Below are 25,737 nucleotides of genomic sequence, written 5' to 3' on the forward strand. Positions count from 1 at the left end.
CCAGCTTATGCGGACATCCCATCCGAAATATTCATGCGGCGCCCTTTGCCATACGAACCCTGGTGCATCAGCCACGAACCGGACGAAGGAATGAGCAGGACGGCGACCACCAGGGCCAGGGCTCCGCAGCCGAGGTACCAGTAGCCGGCGACGTTGGCGGCGATGACCAGATCGCCCTCGGGCCTCTTGACCGAGAACAGCAGCGCGGCGAGCATCCACCCCATGCCGGGGACGAACGCGCCGAGCTTGCTGTCCATCAGCCGCCCCGCGCCGTACAGCAGGCCGAACAGCACGAGGGAGAGGATGATCGGAATGGGCGGAACGGCGTCTCCCACGTCCCAGGAGTGCTCAAGCCCGGCCACGACGCCGAAGACGACGCCGAGCACGAAGAGCATGCCGTAGGCCGCGCCCGTGATCACGGCGTCGGAGCCCCGCCGCGTCGCGGTTTCGTCCTCTACCTGCTCTTCCTCCATGCTGAAAGGCTAGCCGATGCCCGCGAAGAGATCGTCTTCGCGGTCGTGCGGCTCGCCGAGACCGCCGGCCTCCTGCGGCACGCCCCTTCCTGCGGGCCCGCGCCGGCCGGACTTGAGGATGAAGTGCTCGATGCCGATGGACTCGTGGCCCATGCTGTCGGAGATCACGAACCAGGGCGCGCTGAGGTCGATCTGCGAGCGGTGGGCCCGCATGGCGTCCAGCTTGGCGACGGCGTGGGGGCGGGCGTCGATCTCGGTGGTGACCTCCTCGTCGGCGGAGCCGAAGGGCAGGTCGTCCAGCGTCTCCTCGTTGAAGAAGTCGAAGTCGGTGTCGCGCATGGCCTCGGCGACCCGCCGCATCGCGGACTTCGGCATGGTCGTGAAGTAGAACTTGGCGATCTGCCAGGGCTCACCCTCACCGAACGAGGGATCGGCGGCCAGCTCGAACCCCCGCCAGGCGACCCGGTGCGCCTGGATGTGGTCGGGGTGGCCGTAGAAGCCGTTGTCGTCATAGGTGACCAGCACCTGCGGCCTGACCTCACGAATGATCTTGACCAGCTCGCCGGCGGCCTCGTCGAGATCGGCCCGCCAGAAGCACTGGGGGTTGTCGTTGGCGGGGACGCCCATCATGCCGGAGTCGCGCCAGCGGCCGGGCCCGCCGAGGAACCGGTGGTCGTCGACGCCCAGGGCCTTGCACGCGGCCTCCAGCTCGCCGACGCGGTGCTCGCCGAGCCGGTCTTCCTTGTCCGCGGCGAGGTGGGCCAGGTCGGGCACCACGATCTCGCCCTCCTCACCGAGGGTGCAGGTGACGAGCGTGACATGGGCGCCCTCCGCGGCGTACTTCGCCATCGTGGCCCCGGTGCCGCTCGTCTCGTCATCGGGGTGGGCGTGCACGAGCAGCAAACGACGTTCAGTCATGTGGTCGAGGGTATCCCCGGCCTCCGACAGGAAGCATCTCCCAACGTGTTGGCCTGGCAATATGAACAGCATGAGTGAGAGCTTTCCGCGTCTTTACGCCAGGACCCGCCGCTTCACCCTCGGAGTGCCCCGTGGCTTCGTCATCGCCCCCGATGGCGGCCGCGTCGTCTTCCTGCGCAGCCGGTCGGGCACCGACCCGGTGACCTGCCTGTGGGAGCTCGACCTATCCTCGGGCGCCGAGCGCATGGTGGTCGACCCCGCCGACCTCGGCGCGGCCGACGAAGACCTGCCCGCCGAGGAGAAGGCCCGCCGTGAGCGCGCCAGGGAGCAGGCCGGCGGCGTGGTGGCCTTCGGCGCCGACTCCGCGCTGACCTCGGCGGCCTTCGCGCTGTCCGGCGGGCTTTACCTGGCCGATCTGAGGTCTGGCGCCGTGCGGCGGCTCGACACCCCCGGCCCGGTGATCGACCCCCGCCTGTCCCCCGACGGCGCCCGCGTGGCGTACGTCACCGGCGGCGCCCTGCACGTCCAGGAGGTCGCCACGGGCGACGACCGCGCGCTGGCGTCCCCAGAGGGCGCCGGCGTGACGTACGGCCTGGCGGAGTTCATCGCCGCCGAGGAGCTCGACCGCATGCGCGGCTACTGGTGGTCCCCCGACGGCACGGCGCTGCTCGCCGAGCGTGCCGACGAGTCGCCCGTCCAGACCTGGCACATCTCCGACCCGGCCAACCCGTCCCGCACGCCCACGGCGGTGGCCTACCCATCGGCCGGCACCGCCAACGCCACCGTCGAGCTGCTCGTCCTCGGTCTCGACGGCTCCCGCACGCAGGTGCCCTTCGACGATGAATACCTGGTGACGGCCGTGTGGGACCGCCACGGCGCGACGATCGTCACGATGCCCCGCGACCAGAAGGCCATCCGCGTCCTCACCGTCGACCCCGCCACCGGCGCGACCGAGCTCGTGCGCGAGGACACCGACGACGCGTGGGTCGACGTCGTCGCCGGGGTCCCCGCGCGCCTCTCCGACGGCACGCTGGTGTGGGTGGCCGACGCAGACGGCGGCCGGCGCCTGGTCGTCGGCGACGCCCCGGTCACCCCGCCGACCCTCCAGGTCCGCGACGTGCTCGGCGTCTCCGGCGACACCGTGCTGTTCCGCGCGAGCGCCGAGCCCACCGAGATCCATCTGTGGACCTGGTCGGGCGGGGCCATCTCCCCGGTCACCAGCGAGCCCGGCGTCCACAACGGCCGCCTGTCCGGCGGCACCCTGCTGGTCGTCAGCCAGACCCTGGACAGCCCCGGCACCACGGTGCGGGTCGAGAACGGCCAGAAGCGCCTGCACATCGCCTCGCTGGCCGAGCGGCCCAAGCTGGAGCCCCGCGTCTCGCTGGTCCGCACGGGCGAGCGAGAGCTGTCCACCGCCGTGCTGCTGCCGAGCGGGCACGTGCCCGGTTCCCGGCGCCTCCCCGTCCTCATGGACCCCTACGGCGGGCCCCACGCGCAGCGCGTGATGGCCTCGGGCCGTGGGTTCCTGGAGTCCCAGTGGTTCGCCGACCAGGGTTTCGCGGTGATCGTGGCGGACGGCCGGGGCACCCCGGGCCGGGGCCCCGCCTTCGAGCGCGAGGTGCTGCACGACCTGGCGACCCCCGCGCTCGAAGACCAGGTCGACGCCCTGAAGGGCGCCGCCCAGCTCTACCCGGGCGACCTCGACCTCTCGCGGGTGGCCATCAAGGGCTGGTCGTTCGGCGGCTTCCTCGCGGCGCTGGCGGTGCTGCGCAGGCCCGACGTCTTCCACGCGGCCATCGCCGGGGCACCCGTCACCGACTGGCGGCTCTACGACACCGCCTACACCGAGCGTTACCTCGGCCACCCCGGCGAGCTTCCCGACGTGTACGACCGGTCGTCGCTCATGGCCGACGCCGAGAAGCTCGAGCGGGCGCTGCTGCTCATCCACGGCCTCGCCGACGACAACGTGGTGGCGGCCCACACGCTGCGCCTTTCGTCGTCCCTCGTCGCCGCCGGCCGTCCCCACACAGTGCTGCCGCTTTCGGGCGTCACCCACATGACCCCGCAGGAGGTCGTCGCGGAGAACCTGCTGCTTCTCCAGGTGGAGTTCCTCAGGCGTTCCCTGGACGCCTGAGGTCCCACCCGGGCCCGGTCGTCAGCGGGAGATGCCGTGCCAGCTGTCCCACAGGGCGGCGTAGGCGCCTCCCGCGGCGACCAGCTCGTCGTGCGAGCCCAGCTCGCTGATGCGGCCGTCCTCGACGACGGCGACCCGGTCGGCGTCGTGCGCGGTGTACAGCCGGTGCGCGATGGCGATGACGGTGCGCCCGTCGAGCACGGCCGCCAGCGACCGCTCCAGGTGCCGCGCGGCGCGCGGGTCGATCAGCGAGGTGGCCTCGTCCAGCACCAGCGTGTGCGGGTCAGCGAGCACCAGCCGCGCGAGCGCCATCTGCTGGGCCTGCGCGGGCGACACCGCGAGGCCGCCCGAGCCGACGACCGTGCCGAGCCCGTCAGGAAGCGCCTCGACCCACTCCCACGCGTCGACGGCCTCCAGCGCCTCCTTGACGGCGGCGTCGTCGGCCTCGGGCCGCGCGATGAGCACGTTGTCGCGCACCGTGCCCCGGAACACGTGGTGTTCCTGGGTGACGAGCGCGACGTGGCCGCGCAGCTCGTCCAGGGGCAGGTCGACCAGCGGGACGCCGCCGACCGTCACCGAGCCGGTGCGCGGGCCGTGGATGCCCGCGAGCAGGCGGCCCAGCGTCGACTTGCCCGCCCCCGAGGGGCCGACCATCGCGAGCCGCTCACCCGGAGCGACCCGCAGCGAGACGCCGTGCAGCACGTCGTGGCCGTCGCGGTAGGAGTACCGCACGTCGTCGGCGACCATCGTCTCGCCGAGGGGGCGGCCCGCGCCCGCGTTGCGGTCGTCGGGGACGTTCGCCACGCCGAGCAGCCTGGCCATGGACGCCCCGCCGACCTGGAGCTCGTCGACCCACGACAGCAGCCGGTCGAGCGGGTCGATGAGCTGCTGCACGTACAGCGTGGCCGCGGTCACCTGGGCCAGCGAGACCCATCCGTGCAGGTAGAACAGGCCCCCGATCAGCAGTGTCGCGACGATGGGGATCACGTAGCCGAACTCCACCGAGGGGAACCACACCGTGCGCAGGCCAAGGGTGTAGCGCTCGGCCGCCCAGGACCGTGTGATGTCGGTGTCGGTGCGCTCGTGCCGGCGGCGCTGCAGGCCGAACGCCTCGACGGTCCTCGCGCCCTCCACGGTCTCGGTGAGGCCCTCGGTCATGTCCGCGTACGCGGCGTTCTCGCGCAGGTAGCCGTCCCTGGCCCGCTTGAGGTACCACCGGGTGGCGAACCAGATCAGGGGCACCGCGAGGAGCGAGGGCAGCACGAGCAGCGGCCCCACCAGGGCCAGCGCGCCCAACACGAACGCGCCCGCCACCACGGCGATCAGCGTCTCCGGCACGGCGTGCCGCACCGTGCGCGACAGCGAGTCGACGTCCCGCGAGGTGCGGGTGACCAGGTCGCCCGAGCCCGCGCGCTCGACGGTCGACAGGGGCAGTGCGAGCACGCGGTCGACGAACTCCTCCCGCAGCTCGGCGAGCACCTTCTCGCCGAGCTTGGCGGAGACGTAGACCGCGTACCTGATGAGCACGGCCTGCACGACGACGAAGCCGGCGATGGTCAGTGCGACGGCGTCGACGCTGATGCCCGTGCCCTCTCGCACGCCCTCGACCAGCTCGCCCAGCAGGCGTGGCCCGGTGAGGCCCGCGACGGCGGCGAGGCCGTGCAGGCCCAGGGCCGCCGCGAGCCGGCGCGGGTACTTCAGCGTCAGCCGCCTGGCGTACGCCCGCACCTGCGCCTGGTCGGCGACCGGCAGGATGCGCCTCTGGTCGCCGCTCGTGACCGGCTTGCCGTCGCCGGTGGGACGTTCGCCGGTCTCACCCTCGTCCGCACGGCCCTCGTCCGCACGGCCCTCGTCCGCACGGCCCTCGCGCGTACGGTCCTCGGTGGCTCGGCTCTCGCCTGACGGGCTCTCCGCCAGCTCGCTCTCACTGGCCTGGCGCACCTTCACGGTCAGACCTCCCCTCGGGTCACGGTCGCGGTGTAGTCGGGATCGGTGGCGAGCAGCGAGCGGTGGGACCCCTCGGCGCGCACCCGGCCGTCCCGCATGTAGATCACGGTGTCCGCCCGGTCGAGCACCAGCGGGCTTGTGGTGCAGACCAGCGTCGTGCGCCCGAGACGGGCCTCCCCGAGCCGCTCGGCGATGCGCGCCTCGGTGTGGGCGTCGACCGCGCTGGTCGGCTCCACCAGGACGAGCACCTCGGGGTCGGCGAGCAGCGCGCGTGCGAGCCGCAGGCGCTGCTGCTGGCCGCCGGAGAACTCCCGGCCGGCCTCGGCCACGTGCGACTCGATGCCCCCGGGGAGCGCCTCGACGACGTCCTCGGCGCAGGCGGCGCGCAGGGCGCGCCGCAGGGCGTCCTCGGAGGCGAAGCCGGTGACGTCGAGCTGGTCGCGCAGGCGCCCGCTGAACAGCCTGGCGCCGTTGTCAGCCACCAGGATGCGGCGCCTGACCTCCTCCAGCGGCAGGTCGGCCAGTGGCACGCCGCCGAAGGTGGCCTCTGCCGCCACGTAGTGGCCGAGCCGGTCGGCGACGGCGATGGCGTCCTCGGGCACCGCGCCGGCCAGGGCGGTGAACCGTCCCTGCCGCACGGTGACGCCGGACGCCGCGTCCACCAGATCGCCCCCGGCGGTCACGGCCGTACCCGCGCCCTGGACCTCGGGGTCCAGCGACAGGATGCGGATGACCCTGCGGGCCGCCACATGGCCCTTGGTGAGCTTGTCGGCCGCCTCGGTGAGCGTGCGGAGCGGGCCCACCAGGAACAGCGCGTACCCGTAGAAGGCGACGAGCTGGCCGACCGTGATCATGCCGTCCATCGCGTAGTGCGCGCCCCGCCAGGTGACGAAGGCGATGAGCATGCCCGGCAGCAGGAGCTGGGCGCCCTCCAGAGCGGCGTCCATCGACGCCACCCGCACTCCGGCTCCCCGCACCCGCTGGGACTCCTCGCGGTAGCGGTCGGCGAAGACCTGCTCGCCGCCGATGCCGCGCAGCACCCTGAGGCCCGCGACGATGTCGGAGGCCCGGGTGGCGAGGTCACCCTGGAGGTCGCGCTGCTCGTGCTGCCGCCGGTGCAGGGGCCTGAGCAGCGGGCCGACGGCCAGCGCCATCAGCGGGACGCCGAGCAGCACCATCAGGCCGAGCTGCGGTGAGGTTGTGATGAGGATCACCGTGACGGCGATGATGGCGACGATCGAGCCGACGCCGCGCAGCAGGATGTCCATGGCGTTGCCGATGTGCGCGATGTCGGAGTTGCCGACGCTGATGACCTCGCCGGTCGACAGCAGCTTGGGCAGCGTGGCGCCGAGCCGGGTGGCCTGGCGCGCGGTGACCTGAACCGTGCGGTAGGCGGCGGCCAGCCAGTTGAAGACCGCCAGCCTGTGGCGCATCACACCGCCGAACGCGGTCACGACACCGAGACCGAGCAGCACCGCTGACCAGCGCACCAACCCCTCGGTGTCGCGTGTGGTGAGGCTGTCGACGGCCTTGCCGAGGGCCGAGGGGACGAGCGCCTGCCCCAGCCACCACAGCACGGCGAATCCGATGCCCGTGAGGAGCGGGATCGCCTGCCCGCGTGCCACCCACCACAGGTACCGGAGCGGACTGCGGGCATCGGGAATGCCGGGATCGGCAAGAGGCAGGGAGCGCATAGCCCCTCCAGGCTGGCAAACCCGGGGGTGGCGCGGCAAACGATTTTTCCGGCCTCATGCGGCCATACCAGCGAAAACATCAGGCCTAGAACGCGGTCCGCGTAGATCGTCCGCCCTCGCTCGTCAACTATGGTTGACACGCTCCTGGTGTCAACTTATATTGACACTCATGAGCAACACGGCACAGCTGGCCTCCGACGCCGGCAGCCGCGATCCGGCCGTCGGCCTCCGGGCCGTACGGGCGCTGCGGACGCTGGTCGAGCGGCTGGAGGCACTCCAGGTGGACAACGCCCGCGAACAGGGCTGGTCCTGGCAGGAGATCGCGGTACTGCTCGGCGTGAGCAGGCAGGCGGTCCACAAGAAGTACGCAGGCGGCCGAGGGCTACTCAGGCGGGAGAAGTAGGGATGTTCGAGCGGTTCCACGAGGACGCGCGCCAGACGGTCGTGCTCGCCCAAGACGAGGCCCGGCTGTTCAACCACGACTACATAGGGACCGAGCACTTGCTGCTCGCCCTTCTCCAGCAACCCGACACGGTGGCCGCGCGGGTCCTCGCGCGGCACGGGCTCGACCACGACCAGATCGGCGACGCCGTGGCCCGGCTCCTGGCGGCGGCGCCGGCCGACGATCTCGACGCGGGCGCGCTGGAGTCGATCGGCATCGACCTCGACGCGATTCGGGAGAAGGTCGAGGCTGCTTTCGGGCCGGGCGCCCTCGACCGGGAGCCCCGGCCGCGCCGCGGGCGCCCGTGGCGCCTCGGGGGCCACATCCCCTTCTCGGGGCGTGCCAAGAAGGTGCTGGAGCTCTCGCTGCGCGAGGCCATCGCCCTCAAGCACAACTACATCGGCAACGGGCACATCCTTCTCGGCCTGCTCCGGGAGGGCCAGGGGCTGGCCGCCCGGGTCATCGCCGACGCTGGCGTCGACTTCGAGGCCCTCCGCCGCGAGGTCCGCGTCGAACTGCGCTGACCTGAGGACGGGCACGCGCGTATCCAGGCCCGACGAGGCGCGAGACGCCTAGTCTCGGTATCACAGGTCCTGGATTCGCGCGGTTCCGGATCCATGAGCGGGAAGGTAGGCGGATGAACGGGGGCAGACCGGTCGCCACGATCGTGGAGGTGGAGGACGGCCTGTGGCAGGCCTCGCTTCCCGGCATCGGCACCGTCACGGTGGACGACCCGCGCATGGCCGCCTGGCAGCTCCAGGAGCTGGTCGCGGAGCAGCGGGTCATCAACGTGCTGGACGTCTCCCCGCCGGTGCTGGCCGGCGCCGACGGGGAGCCGGTGTTCGCCTTCCTGCTGCAGTTCACCACCTGCGGATCCGACAGGGACGATCTCGACGTCTACGCCGAGGTCAAGGCCCATCCGCCTTCGGGCTGCCGGTGGTCACCCGATCCCCACCGCCCCGGCCTGCTGTGCCTGCGTCCGGGATCCTCGCCGCTGGACGCCATCGCGGGAGTGGTGTCCGAGGTCAGGGACCGGTACGGACTCGGCACCGAGCTCACCGACCTCGGCTTCGACCGGTTGTGGGAATGGTTCGGCGACCACGAACGCCGCACCGAGCTGGTGGCCCACCTGCTCCTGATGGCCGCCCACCGCGCCGGCCTGCTCGGACTGGACTCCGATGACCTGGTGAAGTTCCTCCGCGAGGTCATGCCACCCCGATCACCGGCCTGAACCCGGACCCCGGGCGCTCATCGCCGGACCGAATGTGGACCCGGGCCGCCCATATCACCCCGTTCACCGGCCTGAACCCGGACCCCGGCCGCTCATCGCCGGACCGAATGTGGACCCGGGCCGCCCATGTCACCCCGATCACCGGCCTGACCCCGGCCGCGTACCGCTAGTGCACTGATCTCGGCTCGGCCGGCAGGCGGTGCAGCGCCTCGACCAGAGGCGCGAGCTCGGGGGTCTGCTCGGCCTCGGCCAGCGCCTTGGCAAGGACCACGTCGTGGGCCGGCCGGGCCTTGCTCAGCAGCTCCCACCCCTGGCCGGTGAGCTCGGTGTAGATGCCCCGGCGGTCGTCCTGGCACAGGATGCGGGTCAGCAGGCCGCGGTCTTCGAGCCGGTTCACCAGCCGCGTGGTCGCACTGCTGGAGAGCGCGGCGGCGCGGGCGAGCTGCTGCATGCGCATGTGCCAGCCGTCCTGTCGCGACAGCGCGTCCAGCACCGTGTACTCCACGACCGACAGGACGTACTCGGACTGCAGCTCACGCTCCAGCGCGGCCTCGATCAGGCCGTGGAGCGCCGCCAGCGTGCGCCAGCCCTGGGCGCGGACCTCCACCGCGTCGTCCCCGATCCCCATGACCGCCTCCTGAGGGCCTGGGCCCTCCCCCTGGGACGGCCGTTCACCTTCTGTAAGCAGCTTACACGCCAGTGACGATTAAGCGCGTGTGCAAGTATATTGTTGCCCACGCGGCTAGTTGCATACGCGTTTAATCATCGGAAGGAAAGACGGATGCCTCTCGGTCTGCTCGCCCTTGCCATCGGGGGTTTCGGCATCGGACTCACCGAGTTCGTCATCGCCGGCCTGCTACCCGAGGTCGCCCGTGATTTCGGCGTCACGGAGGCCGCCGCCGGCTGGCTCATCTCCGGGTACGCGCTGAGCGTCGCCGTCGGCGCCATCGGCCTCACGGCCGCCGCGACGAGGTTCAACCGCAAGCACGTGCTGCTCGGCCTGATGGTGCTGTTCATCATCGGCAACCTGCTGTCCGCGATCGCTCCCAGCTACGCGGTGATGATGCTCGGCCGGGTCGTCGCCGCCCTCTGTCACGGCGCGTTCTTCGGCATCGGATCCGTGGTCGCCGCCGACATGGTGGCACCGGCCAAGCGGGCCGGCGCGATCGCCATGATGTTCGCCGGCCTCACCACCGCCAACGTCCTCGGCGTGCCGTTCGGCACCTTGCTGGGCCAGCAGCTGGGCTGGTGCTCCACGTTCTGGGCCATCACCGTCATCGGCGTCATCGCCCTGATCGGTGTGGCGACCCTGGTCTCCGGCCGGAGCCCGGACGGAGCGCGGGACGCCGGGCTACGGGGCGAGCTGGCCGCCTTCACCCACCCGCAGGTCTGGTTGTCGCTCACCGTCACGGTCCTCGGCTTCGGCGGCATGTTCGGCGCCTTCACCTACATCGCGTACACCCTGACCGAGGTCAGCGGGTTCGCCTCCTCGGCGGTGCCGTGGCTGCTGGTCCTGTTCGGCGCCGGCCTGTTCGCCGGTAACTTCGCGGGCGGCAAAGCGGCCGACAGGTCCGTTCCCCGCACGTTGATCACCGTCCTCGCCGCGCTCACCGTCGTGCTGGGGGTGTTCGCCCTCACCGCGCACAACCAGGTGATGACGACGGTCTCCCTGGTCCTGATGGGGGCCTTCGGGTTCGCCACGGTGCCGGGACTGCAGATGCGGATCATGCACTACGCGGACCGGGCGCCCACGCTTGCCTCGGGGGCGAACATCGCGGCGTTCAACATCGGCAACGCCTTCGGCGCGTGGCTCGGCGGCCTGACCCTCGCCGCCGGCCTGGGATACACCGCGCCCATCTGGACTGGCGCGGCCCTCACCCTCGCCGGGCTGGCCGTGCTCGTGGCCGCCACCCGTCTCGCCTACCGGCGCACCGAACCGATTCCCGTACCGCAGTACTCCGACAACCTCGCCGGCTGACCAGGTCTCACCAGGACCGTGGGCCGGGTATGACGTAGACGGGAGGCGCCGGGTTCTCGCCCGCCACTGCGGCGGGGGGCTAGAACGTGACGGGGAGCCTGGCGTCACTGGGGCCGGGCCTGACGAGGGCCGGGTGTGTGCGGGAGCCGGCGTCGCAGGTGGTTGACGTCGTGGGGGCCGGGTGTGCGGGGGCCACGGGGGCGGCGTCCGGACGCTGGGGGTGGTGGACGCCTGAGGCGGGAGAGTCCGCTGGGGGCCTGACTGGTCGGGCCTGGCGAGCACCGTCTCTAGCGTCTGCCCTGACCGTCTTCATCCCTGGCGTTCGATGCCCGGCCGCTTCGATGTCCGCGCGATTGAATGTCCGGCCGATTCGATGTCCGGCCGATTGATTCCTGCCGGTGCCATCGGTCTTGGATCTGGATGGCGATCGTCTCAATCGGCTTGGCCTGGCCTGTCCGTATGCTTTTCTTATGTGCTGTCGAGTGGAGCTGATCTACCGGTTTCCGAAGAGTGTTCGCCGGGCTGGCGGTGCGGTTTCTCGTACTGGCCCGAATGGTTTGCTTATTCTTAGTCCCAGGTGGTGCCGGGGGTGCGGCCGTAGCTGTCCCAGGTGGTTCCGGCGGTGCGGGAGTACGAGTCCCAGGTGGTGCCGGCGGAACGCTTCGAGGCGGTGGAGTTCGTCATTTCTCTGACTCTTTTCTGGAGGGCTGTGTATTTGTTCTCGCACAAACAACTCTGCGGCAACCACAACCCACAAACCAGACGAAACGACGGCAGCAAGCTGCACCACCCTGACCGCTTCCTGCCACCCCCACGCAAGACATGCCGACCTGGGCCCGCAGGCGCGCCGTAGCCGCAGGTCATGGCTTACGCGCACAAGCGGCAACGGCAGGCACCCGCATCGCCTGAGAGGTCGCCCTACGGTCGATCCGCTGCCAGAGGCCGGGCAGCTACCTGGCTCAACGCCCAGCCCTACCATCCCGACGTCGCGGAACCGCCAGGGCTGCGGCACGCCCACCGCTCCTGGAACACTTCATGCGCCGACGCGGGCCCGAGCCGCCGATCACCGCGGTGGGCCACATCTGGCGGACACCATTCGAGGGCGATGTGGCCGGCGGGCCCGGGACGCGAATGTATCGACGTCAGGCCTGACCGATTGGATATTCGGGTTTCGATGTTCACCGATGCCACCGGTTCGTAATCACGATGGTCTTAGCCGGTCGAACAGAGCCTATCCGGGAACTCTTTCACATACTGCCGAGCGGAGATAATTTCAGTCGTAGTAACCGGTCGTATTTGCTCGCCGGTTCTTGTTAGTCCCAGGTGGTGCCGGGGGTGCGGCCGTAGCTGTCCCAGGTGGTTCCGGCGGTGCGGGAGTACGAGTCCCAGGTGGTGCCGGCGGAACGCTTCGAGGCGGTGGAGTTCATCATTTCTCTGACTCTTTTCTGGAGGGCCGTGTATTTGTTCTCGCACAAACAACTCTGCGGCAACCACAACCCACAAACCAGACGAAACGACGGCAGCAAGCTGCACCACCCTGACCGCTTCCTGCCATCCACCGACAAGTCACACGGCCCCGAACATCCACCGGCGACGACACCGCACGTCAGAGCAGGAGTCCGGCCCGCTGGAGAGCTCAGTGCTCAAGAACGAACGGAGGCCCGGGTCGCCCCGGGCCTCCGCGTCATTCCTGTGAGCCTGGTGGACTACCAGCGCCAGACGCGCACCCGCTTCGACTGGCTCTTGCTGTCGGCGAGCTTGTCGTCACCGTCGAAGACGGCGCGGTACTCCCCGCTCTTGGAGGCGCGGCCCTTGGCGTAGAACCGCCCATCCCGCTCGGTTTCCGCCGAGGTAACGTACTTCCACGCGCTGGACCCCTGCGAGCGGAAGTAGATCCCCACTTCCTGATCCTTCAAGCCCTTCCAGCGCGTGTTCTCGCTGACCTGCAGGCGGCCGGAGAACTTGAGCCAGCGGCCCTTGCTGACCACCTTGGGGTTGGCGGTGAATGCGGTCAGGCGGGTCTCCGCCTGGCTCTGCTTCTTGACGGAGAAGTTGACCTGGTCGGTCACCTTCTTCCCGTGCCTGTCGTAGGCGTCGGCGATGGCGAGCCAGCGGCCCTCGGCGTCGGAGTCGTCGAATTCGGCGACGAAGCGCCACAGGTCACCCTGGTGGACGAGCTTGGCGTCCTGAGTCGACTGCGTGCCGAACTGGTTGGAGACCGGCTTGAGCCGCAGTTCCACCCGCGTCGCCCGGGTGGTGCGGACCTCGACCGTGACGCGGGTGTCCTGGCCCTGCTTGACGACGACCGGGTTCGGGTCCACGTTCGCGACCTTCACCCTCAACTCGACATGCTGCGCGGACGCCGCCCCCGCCGACAAGAGCAGTGAGCCTCCCGCAACGGCGGACACGACTCCGACGGCGACTCTCTTCATCATGATCTTTCCTCCCCGATTCGCAGAGGCGACGAGGAGTGTCGCCTCCACCGGTAAGGGACGACCAAGGTGACGGCAAAGTTCGGCAAAGCACCGGAAAAGCTGGATAAACTTCGCATAAGATCATAAAGCCTACAAACCCGCAGGTCAGCACGTCTCTGTCCATCTCGGTGCCCCTGCCTGTCTCGATGTGGGTGATCGCACCGATCAGCCGGGGAGACGCAGCCACGGCGGAGCGAGGGACCTGGTCCACGTGGGCTGGACACGTCCGCACAGACGACGAGAGCCGTGGCAAGGAGGGGTGATCGTGGGTCTTGGGCCCGTCGCGGCACCCAGGTGGGCCAGAGGACGAGTGACCCAGAGCGCCTGGTAGACCAGGCGACCGAGCGGGAGAGGGCCACCCAGAGCGAGGACCGCTGGTGGGGATCTGGCCGGCCGGACCGGAGAAAAGTGTCTCGGCGTTCGACCCGAGAACCTCGACGTTTCGAGGCCCGATATCTGCCGATGTCATCGGATTCGGAGGACGATGACCTCAGTCGGCTTGGTGGTGCTTTATCGCGAGCTGTCGAGCGGAGGAGTTCTGCGTTTTTCAGAGGCGGATGGTCAGCGCGTTCTCAATTGACCAATCGTTCTTTCTTTTTCTTAGTCCCAGGTGGTGCCGGAGGTGCGGCCGTAGCTGTCCCAGGTGGTTCCGGCGGTGCGGGAGTACGAGTCCCAGGTGGTGCCGGCGGAACGCTTCGAGGCGGTGGAGTTCATCATTTCTCTGTCTCTTTTCTGGAGGACCGTGTATTTGTTCTCGCACAAACAACTCTGCGGCAACCACAACCCACAAACCAGACGAAACGACGGCAGCAAGCTGCACCACCCTGACCGCTTCCTGCCATGCCCACACGCGACATAACGAGCTGAGCCATAACCCCAGGTCAGGACGTCCGGGCAGGGCCCCCCTCGCCGTGGATGTGGGCATGATCGCCGGGTGGGAAGCACTCGGGTGCCCCGGTCACCCGGGTGCCGGGAGGGAACAACATGCCCAGCCCAACCGGACAGCTTCACCGCCACGCCTGGCTCCTGTCGGGCCTGGTTTGCGCCGCGTGCTCGCTTGCCACCGTCATGGCCATCGCCATTCGTCAGGTCCGGCATCCGGCCCTTCTGCGCGACTCCGAGGCCTGGGCGGGGGCAGCTCCTTGACCCGTCACGGCAGTGCCAGGAAGGCTCGTCACCCGTTCGTCGCAATGGCAGACAAGGAGGAGCTGTCAGGCGATCCTGGTGGGGAGCCGGCCGGCGGAACCTGGAGAGGGACCTCTCAGCATTGACCCGGCCGTTTCAGTGTCTAGGGCTTCGATGCTTGCCGATGCCATCATCTCTGAAAGAACGATGGTCTTAGTCGGCTTGGCAGAGCCTGTTCACATGCTTTCGATGTTCACTGTGAAGCGTAGATGCCTTTAGTCGGTTTCAAACTTTAGGTAGATGAAAGTTCAAGAGTGGTTCGCGTATCGGCTTAGGTGATTTGATTTCACTTAGTCCCAGGTGGTGCCGGCGGTGCGCGAGTAGCTGTCCCAGGTGGTTCCGGCGGTGCGGGAGTAGGAGTCCCAGGTGGTGCCGGCGGAGCGGGTGGAGGTGACCGGGGAGAAAGTGGAGTTCGTCATTTCTTCGTCTCTTTTCTGGAGGGCTGTGTATTTGTTCTCGCACAAACAACTCTGCGGGAACCACAACCCACAAACCAGATGAAACGACGGCAGCAAGCTGCACCGACCTGACCGTTTCCTGCCACGCTCGTGCGCGAAAGGCGGCGCTAGCCGAGGGCTTGGTCGAGGTTGAACGCGGCGCTGATCAGCGCCAGGTGGGTGAAGGCCTGGGGGAAGTTGCCGAGTTGCTCCCCGGTGTGCCCGATCTGCTCCGCGTACAGGCCGAGGTGGTTGGCGTAGGTCAGCATCTTCTCGAAGGCCAGTCGGGCCTCGTCCACGCGCCCGGCGCGCGCCAGCGCTTCCACGTACCAGAACGAGCAGATCGAGAACGTGCCCTCGATCCCCCGCAGCCCGTCGGGGCTCACGGCGGGGTCGTAGCGGTACACCAGCGAGTCGGAGACCAGTTGCTCGCCAAGCGCGTCCAGGGTGGACAGCCACTTCGGGTCGGTGGGCGAGACGAACTTGGCCATCGGCATCATGAGCACGGAGGCGTCCAGCACTTCGTCGTCGAAATGCTGGACGAACGCGTGCAGTCTGGGCGACCAGCCGAGCCGCATGATCTGCCGGTAGATCGCGTCGCGGGCTTCCCGCCAGCGCGGTATCTCGGCGGGCAGCCCGCGATGGATGGCCACGCGCATCGCCCGTTCGATCGCCACCCAGCACATCAGCCGCGAGTACACGAAGTTCTTGCGCCCGCCGCGGGTCTCCCAGATTCCTTCGTCGGGCTTGTCCCAGTTCTGGCAGACCCACTCCACCAGCATGCAGAGCTCGTCCCAGCGGTCGCTGGAGATGGGCTTGCCCCATTTGTCGTAGAGGTAGATGGAGTCGATGAGCGCTCCGTAGATGTCGAGCTGAAGCTGGCCGACGGCCGCGTTCCCGACGCGTACCGGGGCGGATCCCTGGTAGCCCTCCAGGTGGCCGAGCTCCCGCTCGGGAAGTTCGGTGGCCCCGTCGATGCCGTACATGATCTGCAGCGGGCCGGAGAGACCGTCGCCGCTGAGGGTGACGTGCTCGGACAAGAAGCCCATGAAGGCCTCCGCCTCGTCGGTGAACCCGAGCCTGAGCAGCGCGTACACGCAGAAGGCCGCGTCGCGGATCCATACGTAGCGGTAGTCCCAGTTGCGCTCGCCGCCGATCTGCTCGGGGAGGCTGGTCGTGGGCGCCGCGACGATCCCTCCGGTCGGGGCGTAGGTGAGCAGCTTCAGCGTGAGCGCGGAGCGGTGCACCACCTCCCGCCACCGGCCGCGATAGCGGGAGGAGGACAGCCAGTGACGCCAGTACTTCACCGTGGCGGCGAACTCCTGCTCGGCCTCGGCGAGCGGGCACGACCGCGGCGTCACGCCCTCGCAGGCCCGGTCGAGCGCGAACACCGCCTGCTCGCCCTCGTGCAGCTTGAACTGCGAGAGCACGTCCTGTCCGTCGCAGTCGATCGGCACGCTGGCGGTCAGGATCAGCGAGAGGTCCTCCGACTCGAAGATCGCCTGACCGTCCTCGACGCGCGCGGTGTGCGGTTGGGTCGCGTAGCCGAACCGCGGCGCCACGAGGGCCCGGAACGGCAGCGTTCCGCGCACGCAGATCACCCGCCGGATCAGCCGGTGCCGATCGATCTCGCGGGAGTCGTCCGCGATCGGCATGAAGTCCTGGACCTCGGCCACTCCGTCGGCGGCGAAGAACCGGGTGATCAGGACGTTGGTGTCGGGGAAGTAGAACTGCTTGGTCGTGGCCGGCACGTCGGCGGCCAGTTGGAATGATCCGCCGCGGCCGGCGTCCAGGATGGACGCGAACACGCTCGAGGCGTCGAAGCGCGGGCAGCAGTACCAGTCGATGGTGCCGTTCGTGCCCACGAGGGCGACCGTACGAAGGTCGCCGATCAGCCCATGATCGGCGATCGGCAGGTAGGCGGAGCCGTCGGAACGGCAGAATTCTCCAGCCGCCATGTCGCCCTCTCCCCCATGAGCCCCTCCCTCAAGCTATGCATTTAAGGCATTTGTCCAGGTATGTCCCGCGTCAAAGAGACGCCAGATTTAGCCCAGGACACCCGGGCAACCGTACGGCTTTGGCACCGCCCACCGATCCGCACCGCGTCTACGTCGAGTCCCACTCGGATCTACGGAGATTTGACACAACTACAAGAAGCGCCTGCATGATGACTCTCCGGAGTGTATGACGTATGGCTAGTGACTGTCATACACTCAAGGGGCAAGCAGTGATCGAATGGCCCGCGGAGATCGAATGGGATGAACACAACGAACTCCACGCAACACGCCACAAGGTGAGTGCACTGGAGATCGAACAGGCACTCTGCAATGGTCCCGTCTACCGGAGGAACAAGCGGGAGCGATCAGGCGATTACATCGCCGTGGGGTACACAGACGGAGGACGTCACGTAGCCGTTGTGGTCGCGTGGAAGGCTGACACCAAATCCATACGGCCGATCACGGCATGGGAGTTGGAATGAAAGAGCCAGATCAGATGAGCGAAGCAGAGCTGGCCGACTACTACTACACCCATCGCGATGAGCCAGACGCTTTGGGCGAAGAGGTTCTACAGACACAACCGACCCGCTTGTCCACCATGGTCTCGGTTCGGTTCGCCCCCGATGAGGCCACAGTCGTACGCCAGGCCGCCAATGAGGCGGGAATGACACTCTCCTCCTACCTTCGGCACTGTGCCCTGGCTGCTTCTAATCGACCAGTTGACCTCGATCGGGTACGTCGCGACGTGGAGGAGGCGGGCCAGCGGCTTAACGACGCCCTGATGGTGCTCCACACGCGACAGGCGGGCTGACCCTCCCTAGGATCAGTTTCCGCCGAGAGCCGTACCCGTCGGTGGTACGGCTCTAGCCTGCGAAAGTTACTTGGCTGCCTTGAGGTAGTCGCGGTTCATCTGGGCGATGGCGTCCAGCGAGATGCCCTTGGGGCAGACGGCGGTGCACTCGCCGGTGTTGGTGCAGCCGCCGAAGCCTTCGAGGTCCATCTGCTCCACCATGGCGATGGCGCGGGAGTCGCGCTCGGGCTGGCCCTGCGGGAGCAGGCCCAGGTGCGTGATCTTCGCGGCGGTGAACAGCGAGGCCGAGCCGTTGGGGCAGGCGGCCACGCAGGCGCCGCACCCGATGCAGGTGGCGGCGTCGAACGCGTCGTCGGCGTCGTCCTTCTTCACCGGGACGCTGTGCGCGTCCGGAGCCGAGCCCGCGGGCACGGAGACGAAGCCGCCGGCCTGGATGATGCGGTCGAAGGAGCTGCGGTCGACGACCAGGTCCTTCACCACCGGGAAGGGCGCGGCGCGCCACGGCTCGATGGTGATCGTGGCGCCGTCCTCGAAGTGGCGCATGTGCAGCTGGCACGTCGTCGTGGCCCGCTGCTCGCCGTGGGCGACGCCGTTGATGACCATGCCGCACATGCCGCAGATGCCCTCGCGGCAGTCGTGGTCGAACGCGACGGGGTCGTCGCCTTCGAGGATGAGCCGCTCGTTGAGGACGTCCAGCATCTCTAGGAAGGACATGTCCGGCGACACGTCCTTAACCTGATAAGTCACCATCTGTCCGCTGTCGGCGGGGCCGTTCTGCCGCCAGACCTTCAGGGTCAGGTTCACTTGTAGCTCCGCTGGCTCATCTTGACGTACTGGTAGTCGAGTTCTTCCTTGTGCAGCACCGGGGCGCCCTCGCCGCCATGCTCCCAGGCGGCGACGTACGCGAAGTTCTCGTCGTCGCGCAGCGCCTCGCCGTCCTCGGTCTGGGACTCGCCCCGGAAGTGGCCTCCGCAGGACTCGGTGCGGTGCAGCGCGTCGAGGCACATCAGCTCGGCGAGGTCGAAGAAGTCCGCGACCCGCCCCGCGCGCTCCAGCGCCTGGTTGAGGCCCTCCTCGTCACCGGGCACCTTCACGTTGTTCCAGAACTCCTCGCGAAGCTCCGGGATGCGCTCAAGGGCCTTGCGCAGGCTCTCCTCGGTGCGCTCCATGCCGCAGTACTCCCACATGATCTTGCCAAGCTCGCGGTGGTAGGAGTCGGCCGTACGGGTGCCGTCGACCGACAGCAGGCGTCCGATCTTGCCGGTAACCTGGCCGAGCGCCTCGTCCACGGCTCCCTGGTCGACCTCACCGAAGGGCCCGTCCGCCAGGTAGTCGCCGATCGTGGTCGGCAGGACGAAGTACCCGTCGGCCAGCCCCTGCATCAACGCGGAGGCGCCGAGGCGGTTGGCGCCGTGGTCGGAGAAGTTGGCCTCGCCGATCACGAACAGGCCGGGGATCGTCGACTGCAGGTCGTAGTCGACCCACAGCCCGCCCATCGTGTAGTGGACGGCCGGGTAGATGCGCATGGGCCGGGTGTAGGGGTCCTCGCCGGTGATGCGCTCGTACATCTCGAAGAGGTTGCCGTACTTCTCCTCGATGGCGTCCCTGCCGAGGCGGCTGATCGCGTCGGCGAAGTCCAGGTAGACGCCGAGCCCGCCAGGCCCGACGCCACGGCCCTCGTCGCAGACGTTCTTGGCGGCCCGGGAGGCGATGTCGCGCGGCACCAGGTTCCCGAAAGCAGGATAAATCCGCTCAAGGTAGTAATCGCGCTCGTCCTCCGGAATGTCCCCCGGCAGCCGGTCGTCGCCCTTGCGGAGCGGCACCCACACCCTGCCGTCGTTGCGCAGCGACTCCGACATCAGCGTCAGCTTCGACTGGTAGTCGCCGCTGACCGGGATGCAGGTCGGGTGGATCTGCGTGTAGCACGGGTTGCCGAAGTAGGCGCCGCGGCGGTGCGCCCGCCAGATCGCCGTGGTGTTGCAGCCCTTGGCGTTGGTGGACAGGAAGAACACGTTCCCGTACCCGCCGGTGGCCAGCACGACCGCGTCGGCGAGGTGCGTCTCGATCTCGCCGGTCACCAGGTCGCGGACGATGACGCCGCGCGCCCGTCCGTCGCTGATGACGAGGTCGAGCATCTCGTGGCGCGTGTGCATCTCGACCGTCCCGGCGGCGATCTGGCGCTCCAGGGCCTGGTACGCGCCCAGCAGGAGCTGCTGGCCCGTCTGCCCGCGCGCGTAGAACGTGCGGGAGACCTGCGCGCCGCCGAAGGAGCGGGTGTCGAGCAGGCCGCCGTACTCGCGGGCGAACGGCACGCCCTGGGCCACCGCCTGGTCGATGATGTTCACGCTGACCTGGGCGAGCCGGTAGACGTTCGACTCGCGGGCGCGGAAGTCGCCGCCCTTGACGGTGTCGTAGAACAGCCGGTGGATCGAGTCGCCGTCGCCTCGGTAGTTCTTGGCCGCGTTGATCCCGCCCTGCGCGGCGATCGAGTGCGCGCGCCGGGGGGAGTCCTGGTAGCAGAACGACTTGACCTTGTAGCCCAGCTCGCCGAGCGTCGCCGCGGCCGATCCGCCGGCGAGCCCGGTGCCGACCACGATGACGTTGAGCTTGCGCTTGTTGGCCGGGTTGACCAGCCGGGCCGAGAAGCGGCGCGTGTCCCAGCGCTCCTCGATGGGCCCCTCGGGGGCCTTCGTGTCGCGAATCGGCTCGCCGATCGTGTAGTTCACTTCACTGCTCCGATCATCACGGCGACGGGGACGGCGACGAAGCCCAGGACGAGCACGGCGGAGAAGACGGCGGCGAAGGCGTTGAGCAGGTGGCGCCTGCGGCCGTTGGCCAGGCCGAGCGTCTGGAACGCGCTCCACAGGCCGTGGCGCAGGTGGAGGCCGACCATGGCCAGCGCCACGATGTAGAAGGCCGTCACCCACCAGCGGGAGAGGGCGAAGCCGGCCACGACGCGGTCGTACGGGGTGGCGTCGAAGCCCTTGGGGTTGACCGCCCCGAAGGTCAGGTCGAGCAGGTGCCAGACCACGAACAGCAGGATGATGACCCCGCCGTACCGCATGGTGCGCACGACGTACCCGCTCGCCTGCGATCTGCGCTTGGCGACGTACTTCACGGGCCGGGCCTTCGAGGCGCGGCGGGCCAGCGAGACCGCCGACCACATGTGGAGCACGACCGCGAGGGTCAGCACGATCTCGGTGACGGTCAGCAGGCTGCGGCCGGGCACCGCGGGCTCGCCCACGGTGCGCAGCCACTCGGCGTAGGAGTTGAAGGACTCGGCGCCGAGGAAGATCTTGAGGTTGCCCAGCATGTGACCGATGAGGAAGAGCACCAGCACGGCGCCGGTCACCGCCATGACGGCCTTCTTGCCGTTGGACGACCTGAAGAGGCCCCGGAACCCCGGGGACCTCCCCGGCGCCGGCGTCTTGGGAGGCGTGGCGCGGGGCGTCACCCTTGCGGTGGCCGCACCGCGTTCGATCGTCGATGTCACGTCTTCGGACGCTAGGTAAGGGATCCGTAAGCGTCCAAGTCATGAAACGCCTGGTCCCGATAGCCAGAGGCTATGCCCCATGGCTCCGTACGTCTGGCGGCGCGGGCGCGGGCGCGCGATGCGAGCAATCTCACAAGCCTCGCCCGCGAGAAACCGTCCAGAACCGCCCCCGTACGCTGTGAGACGTGCAGCTACAGCAACTCGCCTCGTTCGTCGCTGTGGCCGAGACCTCCCACTTCACGCACGCGGCGGAGCGGATGCGGGTCGCCCAGCCGTCGCTGAGCAAGCAGATCAAGACCCTGGAGACCGAGCTGGGCGCGCCGCTGTTCAGCCGCGCCAGGGGCAACGTGACCCTCACGCCCGCCGGCGAGGCGCTGCTCCCCCTCGCCCGCCGCATGCTCGCCGACGCGGACACGGCCCGCCGCGAGGTCGCCGAGCTGGCCGGGCTCCGCCGGGGACGGGTGCGGCTCGGCGCCACCCCTTCCCTGTGCGCGGGGCTGCTGGCCGAGGCGCTGGCCCGGTTCCACCGCGACTACCCCGGCATCGACCTGCTGGTGGAGGAGGGCGGGTCACGGGATCTCGTCCGCGACCTGGCGCGGGGCCAGCTCGACCTGGCACTGATCATCCTGCCCCTGCACAGCAGCGACCCGTCGCTGATCACCGAGGAGATACTCAAGGAGAACCTCGTCGTCGCGTGCCCCGCCGCGACGCGGGGGCGCAAGCCGTACATCCGCATCGACGAGCTGCGCGGGCGGTCTCTGGTGATGTTCCGCCGGGGGTACGACCTGCGCGAGGCGACGCTCAGCGCCTGCCGGCAGGCGGGGTTCGAGCCGCGCTTCGCCGTTGAGGGCGGCGAGATGGACGCCGTGCTGCGGTTCGTCGAGGCGGGCCTCGGGGTCGCGGTGGTGCCGTCGATGGTCCTCGACGGGCGGCCGGGCCTGGCGGGCACCCCACTCGCCCCCCCGGGGCTTCGCCGCACGATAGCGCTCGCTCACCGCAAGGACGTGGAACCTACCCGGGCGGCTCAGGCCTTCCGCGCTACGCTGCTTTCCTACCTGTCGGATGCCGCCGAGGAGGGTTCGTTGCCGCAGGGTGTCGGTTTGGCCTCACCCCAGGCCGAGTAGCCCTATCGGGTTACCAGCGGGTAATACAGTGGCATTTCATATGCTTCATACCCCCAAGTCACGGTTTCGTACTTTCATGCGTCTGGACGACTTTCGCTATATGGTGCAGGGCAACAGCCAAGGTCAACCACCACTTCACAAGAGGCACCAGTGACCGCGCTCTCGCCCGGCATGCCGGAGGCGCCGACCGAGATGCAGACGATCCTCCTCATCGAGGACGACGCGGGTGACGCGTTCCTGGTCGAGGAGTTGCTGGCCTCAGCCCCGACACCGCCGAAGATCATCTGGGCGCGCAGCCTCGCCGAGAGCCGTGACCGGCTGACCGCCGAGGTGCAGTGCGTGGTGGTCGACCTCTCGCTTCCCGACGCCACCGGGCTGGAGGCCCTGCGCCAGGTGCTCTCGATGGCCCCCAACACCGCCGTGCTGGTGCTCACGGGCCTCAACGACGCCCACGTGGGGGTCGAGGCCGTCGCCGCGGGCGCGCAGGACTATCTGGTCAAGCAGGACGTCGACGAGCGGCTGCTCGCCCGGGCCATCAGCTACGCCATCGAGCGCAAGCGCGCCGACCTCGCCCAGCGCAAGCTGGCCGACGCCCAGCACCTCAGCCGCGAGAACGCCCGGCTGGAGCACGGTCTGCTGCCCGTGCCCATGCTGAAGAAGGAGCTCGAGCGCGAAGGCCTGCAGCACCAGGCCCGCTACCTGCCCGGGCGCAGGCAGGCGCTCCTCGCGGGCGACTTCTGGGACACCGTGCAGACCCTCGACGGCGCCGTGCACGTGGTCATCGGCGACGTCTGCGGCCACGGCCCCGACGAGGCCGCCCTGGGCGTCGCCCTCCGCATCGCCTGGCGCACCCTGGTGCTGGCCGGCCACACGGGCAACGAGCTGCTCGCGACCCTCGACAGGGTGCTGCGCAACGAGCGCAAGTCGCCGGAGATCTTCACGACCATGTGCATGGTCGCGATCGACCCCGACCTGAGCCACGCCCGGCTCCACGTGGTCGGCCACCCGCCGCCCCTGTTCGTGCGCGGCGGGGTACGGCGCGGCGTCCTCGACGTCGTGGCCGAGGCGCCCTCCGGCCCGCCACTGGGCATCTTCAGCGACGTCGAGTGGACCACGATCGAGCTGGAGCTCGGCGACGACTGGTCGATGCTCCTCTACACCGACGGCCTGATCGAGGCCACGGTGGGCGGCGGGCCCGACCTGCTCGGCACCGAGGGGCTCATCCGGCTCATCCGCGAGCAGGGCGAGATCGACCTCGACAGGATCATCACCGCCGTCCAGGAGATGCACAGGGACGCGCTCAGCGACGACCTCGCGGCCGTACTGGTCGGCAGGGGTCCGCTGTGACCGACCTCGCCCCCCTGCCCCCGCCCGCGCCGCCGAGCGGCTTCGGGCGGCTCCCCCTCGGGCGATGGTTCCTCATCGCCGGGATGCTCGTCGCGCTCGCCTTCGTCGTCGGCACGGGCATGACCATCGCGACGATCGGCAACATGCGGACGGCCCGTGAGGCGGTCGTCGACGTGATCGATCCGGCCGTCCTGCGCACCCTGGAGATCGCGACCTCCCTGTCCGCCCAGGAAAGCTCCATCCGCACCTACGGGCGTACGAACGAGGACCAGTACCTCCAGGACTACAAGGCCGGTCTCGGGGCCGAGGCGGCCGCGACGGCGAAGCTCGGCGCGCTGATGGCCCGGATGCCCGAGGGGACGGCCAAGGCCGACCTCGCGCGCCTGGTCGAGGCCTCGTCCGCCTGGCGCCGCGACTACGCCGAGGTGGTGATCGCCAAGGTGCCGGCGCTGAAGACGCGGACCGCCACCACCTACGCCCAGGTCAACAACCAGCGCTTCACCGCCGTACGGGCGGCGCTCTCCGCGCAGCAGCAGAACCTCGGGCGGTTGCACGACAAGGGCAGCGCCCGCATCGAGGCCGGCTGGCGCACCTTCTACCTCGTGCTCATCCTGCTGGCGGTCGTGGCCGTGGGCGCCGCTGTGACCTTCACGCTCATCGTCAGGTACATCGTGCTCCGGCCGATCTCCCAGCTCACCCAGCAGGTGAGGGCCGTGGCGCTCGGCGACTTCGACCGCACCCTGCAGGTCGAGCGGCCGGCCGAGCTGGCGGAGCTGTCCGGCCGCGTCGACGCCATGCGCGGGCGCATCGTGCGCGAGTGGCGCCGCGCCGCCGAGGCCCAGCGCCAGCTTTCCGACCAGACCGCCGAGCTGCGGCGCTCCAACGCCGAGCTGGAGCAGTTCGCCTACGTCGCGAGCCACGACCTGCAGGAGCCGCTCCGCAAGGTCGCGAGCTTCACGCAGATGCTGGAGCAGAGGTACGGAGACCAGCTCGACGACCGCGCGAAGCAGTACGTCGCCTTCGCGGTGGACGGGGCCAAGCGCATGCAGCTCCTGATCAACGATCTCCTGGACCTCTCCCGCGTCGGCCGCGTGGGCGGCGAGAAGGCCCCCACGGACATGCGGAGGGTGCTGGACACCGCGGTGGGCAACCTCTCGGCGCAGATCGAGGACACCGACGCCACCGTGACCCACGACGAGCTCCCCGCGGTCTTCGGCAACAGGGTGCTGCTGACCCAGCTGTTCCAGAACCTCATCGGCAACGCTCTGAAGTTCCGCTCCGGGGAGCCGCCCAACGTCCACATCTCCGCCACGGAGCGGGGGGACATGTGGGAGTTCGCCTGCGCCGATAACGGCATCGGTGTCGACAGCAAGTACGCTGACCGGATCTTCTTGATATTTCAGCGCCTGCACCCGCGGGACGTGTACCCGGGCACCGGCATAGGCCTGGCGCTGTGCAAGAAGATCGTCGAATTCCACGGCGGGAAGATCTGGCTGGAAGACTCCGCCGACGGCCGGCCAGGCACGACATTCCGCTGGACCTTGCCCGCGATTCCCGGAGAACCGCATGAATGACTACCGCTTCATCGACGTCCTGCTCGTGGAGGACGACCCAGGAGACGTCCTGCTGACGCAGGAGGCGTTCGAGCACAACAAGGTCCAGAACACCCTGCACGTGGTGAGCGACGGCGAGCAGGCCATGGCCTTCCTGCGCCGGGAGGGCCAGTACGCCGAGGTGCCGAGGCCCGACCTGATCCTGCTCGACCTCAACCTGCCCCGCAAGGACGGCAGGGAGGTGCTGGAGGACATCAAGGCCGACGCCGACCTCAGGAGCATCCCCGTGGTCGTCCTCACGACCTCCGAGGCCGAAGAGGACATCCTGCGGAGTTATCATTTGCACGCGAACGCGTACGTCGCCAAGCCAGTGGACTTCGACCAGTTCATCCGGGTGGTGCGACAGATCGACGACTTCTTCGTGACGGTCGTCAAACTGCCAAGAACTGGTCAACGTTCCTGAGGCTGACTGAGACGTGACGGGAATCACACCAGGTCA

The 25,737-nt window shown here is 69.0% G+C and carries 22 protein-coding genes; 11 read left to right on the plus strand and 11 right to left on the minus strand.

All coding sequences use genetic code 11. The features are described 5' to 3' along the window. Window positions 1–5 precede the first annotated feature (5 nt). Window positions 6–473 carry a DUF6113 family protein gene (locus ACOZ38_RS40775; RefSeq protein WP_424536220.1) on the minus strand — a complete coding sequence of 156 codons (468 nt, stop codon included), beginning with the start codon at window positions 471–473 and terminating at the stop codon, window positions 6–8. 9 nt (window positions 474–482) lie between these two features. Further along, a complete protein-coding gene (gene mshB, locus ACOZ38_RS40780) occupies window positions 483–1,391 on the minus strand; it encodes an N-acetyl-1-D-myo-inositol-2-amino-2-deoxy-alpha-D-glucopyranoside deacetylase (protein WP_424536221.1) in 909 nt (302 codons plus the stop codon). A gap of 70 nt (window positions 1,392–1,461) precedes the next feature. On the opposite strand from mshB, the gene ACOZ38_RS40785 reads away from it, so the two are divergent. Beyond that, on the plus strand, window positions 1,462–3,525 hold the full coding sequence (locus ACOZ38_RS40785) for an LpqB family beta-propeller domain-containing protein (RefSeq protein WP_424536222.1): 2,064 nt from the start codon (window positions 1,462–1,464) through the stop codon (window positions 3,523–3,525). 21 nt (window positions 3,526–3,546) lie between these two features. Here the strand turns inward: ACOZ38_RS40785 and ACOZ38_RS40790 are convergent, their stop codons facing one another. Together ACOZ38_RS40790 and ACOZ38_RS40795 are read right to left on the minus strand one after the other, a co-directional pair. Next, window positions 3,547–5,280, minus strand: coding sequence for an ABC transporter ATP-binding protein (locus ACOZ38_RS40790; RefSeq protein ID WP_424537181.1), 1,734 nt, complete (start codon window positions 5,278–5,280; stop codon window positions 3,547–3,549). Window positions 5,281–5,474: 194 nt separating this feature from the next. After that, window positions 5,475–7,166 carry an ABC transporter ATP-binding protein gene (locus ACOZ38_RS40795; protein ID WP_424536223.1) on the minus strand — a complete coding sequence of 564 codons (1,692 nt, stop codon included), beginning with the start codon at window positions 7,164–7,166 and terminating at the stop codon, window positions 5,475–5,477. Window positions 7,167–7,335: 169 nt separating this feature from the next. Between ACOZ38_RS40795 and ACOZ38_RS40800 the strand changes: the two genes are divergently transcribed. From ACOZ38_RS40800 to ACOZ38_RS40810, 3 genes are all read left to right on the plus strand, one after another. Continuing rightward, window positions 7,336–7,569 (plus strand): helix-turn-helix domain-containing protein, encoded by a 234-nt coding sequence (locus ACOZ38_RS40800; RefSeq protein WP_363916241.1) that lies wholly within the window; start codon window positions 7,336–7,338, stop codon window positions 7,567–7,569. Window positions 7,570–7,571: 2 nt separating this feature from the next. Continuing rightward, the gene (locus tag ACOZ38_RS40805; RefSeq protein WP_424536224.1) at window positions 7,572–8,132 is read left to right on the plus strand and encodes a Clp protease N-terminal domain-containing protein; all 561 of its coding nucleotides are present in this window, start codon (window positions 7,572–7,574) and stop codon (window positions 8,130–8,132) included. 113 nt (window positions 8,133–8,245) lie between these two features. After that, the gene (locus ACOZ38_RS40810) at window positions 8,246–8,839 is read left to right on the plus strand and encodes a hypothetical protein (protein WP_424536225.1); all 594 of its coding nucleotides are present in this window, start codon (window positions 8,246–8,248) and stop codon (window positions 8,837–8,839) included. Window positions 8,840–9,005: 166 nt separating this feature from the next. On the opposite strand, the gene ACOZ38_RS40815 is transcribed toward ACOZ38_RS40810, so the two are convergent. Continuing rightward, complete coding sequence (locus tag ACOZ38_RS40815; RefSeq protein ID WP_424536226.1) at window positions 9,006–9,467, minus strand: MarR family winged helix-turn-helix transcriptional regulator; 462 nt, start codon at window positions 9,465–9,467, stop codon at window positions 9,006–9,008. Window positions 9,468–9,620: 153 nt separating this feature from the next. Here ACOZ38_RS40815 and ACOZ38_RS40820 point away from each other — a divergent pair, with 153 nt between their 5' ends. Beyond that, window positions 9,621–10,817 carry an MFS transporter gene (locus ACOZ38_RS40820; RefSeq protein ID WP_424536227.1) on the plus strand — a complete coding sequence of 399 codons (1,197 nt, stop codon included), beginning with the start codon at window positions 9,621–9,623 and terminating at the stop codon, window positions 10,815–10,817. Between the two features lie 1,706 nt (window positions 10,818–12,523). Here ACOZ38_RS40820 and ACOZ38_RS40825 read toward each other — a convergent pair. The 3 genes from ACOZ38_RS40825 to ACOZ38_RS40835 all read right to left on the minus strand — a co-directional run bounded on the left by ACOZ38_RS40825 (window position 12,524) and on the right by ACOZ38_RS40835 (window position 16,871). Continuing rightward, a complete protein-coding gene (locus tag ACOZ38_RS40825) occupies window positions 12,524–13,252 on the minus strand; it encodes a hypothetical protein (protein WP_424536228.1) in 729 nt (242 codons plus the stop codon). Between the two features lie 1,514 nt (window positions 13,253–14,766). Next, window positions 14,767–14,895, minus strand: coding sequence for a hypothetical protein (locus ACOZ38_RS40830; RefSeq protein WP_424536229.1), 129 nt, complete (start codon window positions 14,893–14,895; stop codon window positions 14,767–14,769). Between the two features lie 146 nt (window positions 14,896–15,041). Next, window positions 15,042–16,871, minus strand: a complete 1,830-nt coding sequence (locus ACOZ38_RS40835) for a glycoside hydrolase family 15 protein (protein ID WP_424536230.1) — start codon at window positions 16,869–16,871, stop codon at window positions 15,042–15,044. A 269-nt stretch (window positions 16,872–17,140) separates the two neighbouring features. On the opposite strand from ACOZ38_RS40835, the gene ACOZ38_RS40840 reads away from it, so the two are divergent. Then, a complete protein-coding gene (locus ACOZ38_RS40840; protein ID WP_424536231.1) occupies window positions 17,141–17,392 on the plus strand; it encodes a hypothetical protein in 252 nt (83 codons plus the stop codon). 14 nt (window positions 17,393–17,406) lie between these two features. Next, window positions 17,407–17,721 carry a plasmid mobilization protein gene (locus ACOZ38_RS40845; RefSeq protein ID WP_424536232.1) on the plus strand — a complete coding sequence of 105 codons (315 nt, stop codon included), beginning with the start codon at window positions 17,407–17,409 and terminating at the stop codon, window positions 17,719–17,721. A 66-nt stretch (window positions 17,722–17,787) separates the two neighbouring features. Here ACOZ38_RS40845 and ACOZ38_RS40850 read toward each other — a convergent pair whose 3' ends face one another. The 3 genes from ACOZ38_RS40850 to ACOZ38_RS40860 are packed head-to-tail and all read right to left on the minus strand — an operon-like array spanning window position 17,788 to window position 21,214. Then, window positions 17,788–18,525 (minus strand): succinate dehydrogenase/fumarate reductase iron-sulfur subunit, encoded by a 738-nt coding sequence (locus ACOZ38_RS40850; protein WP_424536233.1) that lies wholly within the window; start codon window positions 18,523–18,525, stop codon window positions 17,788–17,790. Further along, on the minus strand, window positions 18,522–20,447 hold the full coding sequence (locus ACOZ38_RS40855) for a fumarate reductase/succinate dehydrogenase flavoprotein subunit (protein WP_424536234.1): 1,926 nt from the start codon (window positions 20,445–20,447) through the stop codon (window positions 18,522–18,524). Before ACOZ38_RS40855 ends, ACOZ38_RS40850 begins: the two co-directional genes overlap by 4 nt. Next, entirely contained in the window at window positions 20,444–21,214 is a 771-nt protein-coding gene (locus ACOZ38_RS40860) for a succinate dehydrogenase cytochrome b subunit (protein ID WP_424536235.1), read from the minus strand. The genes ACOZ38_RS40855 and ACOZ38_RS40860 overlap by 4 nt, the downstream gene beginning before the upstream one ends. Before the next feature lie 185 nt (window positions 21,215–21,399). On the opposite strand from ACOZ38_RS40860, the gene ACOZ38_RS40865 reads away from it, so the two are divergent. The 4 genes from ACOZ38_RS40865 (at window position 21,400) to ACOZ38_RS40880 (ending at window position 25,701) form a co-directional block, all read left to right on the plus strand. Beyond that, a complete protein-coding gene (locus ACOZ38_RS40865; RefSeq protein ID WP_424536236.1) occupies window positions 21,400–22,338 on the plus strand; it encodes a LysR family transcriptional regulator in 939 nt (312 codons plus the stop codon). Between the two features lie 150 nt (window positions 22,339–22,488). Continuing rightward, on the plus strand, window positions 22,489–23,685 hold the full coding sequence (locus tag ACOZ38_RS40870; RefSeq protein ID WP_424536237.1) for a PP2C family protein-serine/threonine phosphatase: 1,197 nt from the start codon (window positions 22,489–22,491) through the stop codon (window positions 23,683–23,685). Beyond that, window positions 23,682–25,259 (plus strand): sensor histidine kinase, encoded by a 1,578-nt coding sequence (locus tag ACOZ38_RS40875; RefSeq protein WP_424536238.1) that lies wholly within the window; start codon window positions 23,682–23,684, stop codon window positions 25,257–25,259. Before ACOZ38_RS40870 ends, ACOZ38_RS40875 begins: the two co-directional genes overlap by 4 nt. Then, entirely contained in the window at window positions 25,252–25,701 is a 450-nt protein-coding gene (locus ACOZ38_RS40880) for a response regulator (protein WP_424536239.1), read from the plus strand. Before ACOZ38_RS40875 ends, ACOZ38_RS40880 begins: the two co-directional genes overlap by 8 nt. Window positions 25,702–25,737: the final 36 nt, after the last annotated feature.

Origin of the sequence: Sphaerisporangium viridialbum, assembly GCF_049674955.1 — a bacterium.
In the GTDB taxonomy this organism is placed as follows: Bacteria; Actinomycetota; Actinomycetes; order Streptosporangiales; family Streptosporangiaceae; genus Sphaerisporangium; species Sphaerisporangium viridialbum.

Bases quoted from the DNA above. Each gene is read 5' to 3' on its own strand.
- ACOZ38_RS40775 (WP_424536220.1), bottom strand. From the start codon at position 473: ATGGAGGAAGAGCAGGTAGAGGACGAAACCGCGACGCGGCGGGGCTCC.
- mshB (WP_424536221.1), bottom strand. From the start codon at position 1,391: ATGACTGAACGTCGTTTGCTGCTCGTGCACGCCCACCCCGATGACGAG.
- ACOZ38_RS40785 (WP_424536222.1), top strand. From the start codon at position 1,462: ATGAGTGAGAGCTTTCCGCGTCTTTACGCCAGGACCCGCCGCTTCACC.
- ACOZ38_RS40795 (WP_424536223.1), bottom strand. From the start codon at position 7,166: ATGCGCTCCCTGCCTCTTGCCGATCCCGGCATTCCCGATGCCCGCAGT.
- ACOZ38_RS40800 (WP_363916241.1), top strand. From the start codon at position 7,336: ATGAGCAACACGGCACAGCTGGCCTCCGACGCCGGCAGCCGCGATCCG.
- ACOZ38_RS40805 (WP_424536224.1), top strand. From the start codon at position 7,572: ATGTTCGAGCGGTTCCACGAGGACGCGCGCCAGACGGTCGTGCTCGCC.
- ACOZ38_RS40810 (WP_424536225.1), top strand. From the start codon at position 8,246: ATGAACGGGGGCAGACCGGTCGCCACGATCGTGGAGGTGGAGGACGGC.
- ACOZ38_RS40815 (WP_424536226.1), bottom strand. From the start codon at position 9,467: ATGGGGATCGGGGACGACGCGGTGGAGGTCCGCGCCCAGGGCTGGCGC.
- ACOZ38_RS40820 (WP_424536227.1), top strand. From the start codon at position 9,621: ATGCCTCTCGGTCTGCTCGCCCTTGCCATCGGGGGTTTCGGCATCGGA.
- ACOZ38_RS40825 (WP_424536228.1), bottom strand. From the start codon at position 13,252: ATGATGAAGAGAGTCGCCGTCGGAGTCGTGTCCGCCGTTGCGGGAGGC.
- ACOZ38_RS40830 (WP_424536229.1), bottom strand. From the start codon at position 14,895: ATGACGAACTCCACTTTCTCCCCGGTCACCTCCACCCGCTCCGCCGGC.
- ACOZ38_RS40835 (WP_424536230.1), bottom strand. From the start codon at position 16,871: ATGGCGGCTGGAGAATTCTGCCGTTCCGACGGCTCCGCCTACCTGCCG.
- ACOZ38_RS40845 (WP_424536232.1), top strand. From the start codon at position 17,407: ATGAGCGAAGCAGAGCTGGCCGACTACTACTACACCCATCGCGATGAG.
- ACOZ38_RS40880 (WP_424536239.1), top strand. From the start codon at position 25,252: ATGAATGACTACCGCTTCATCGACGTCCTGCTCGTGGAGGACGACCCA.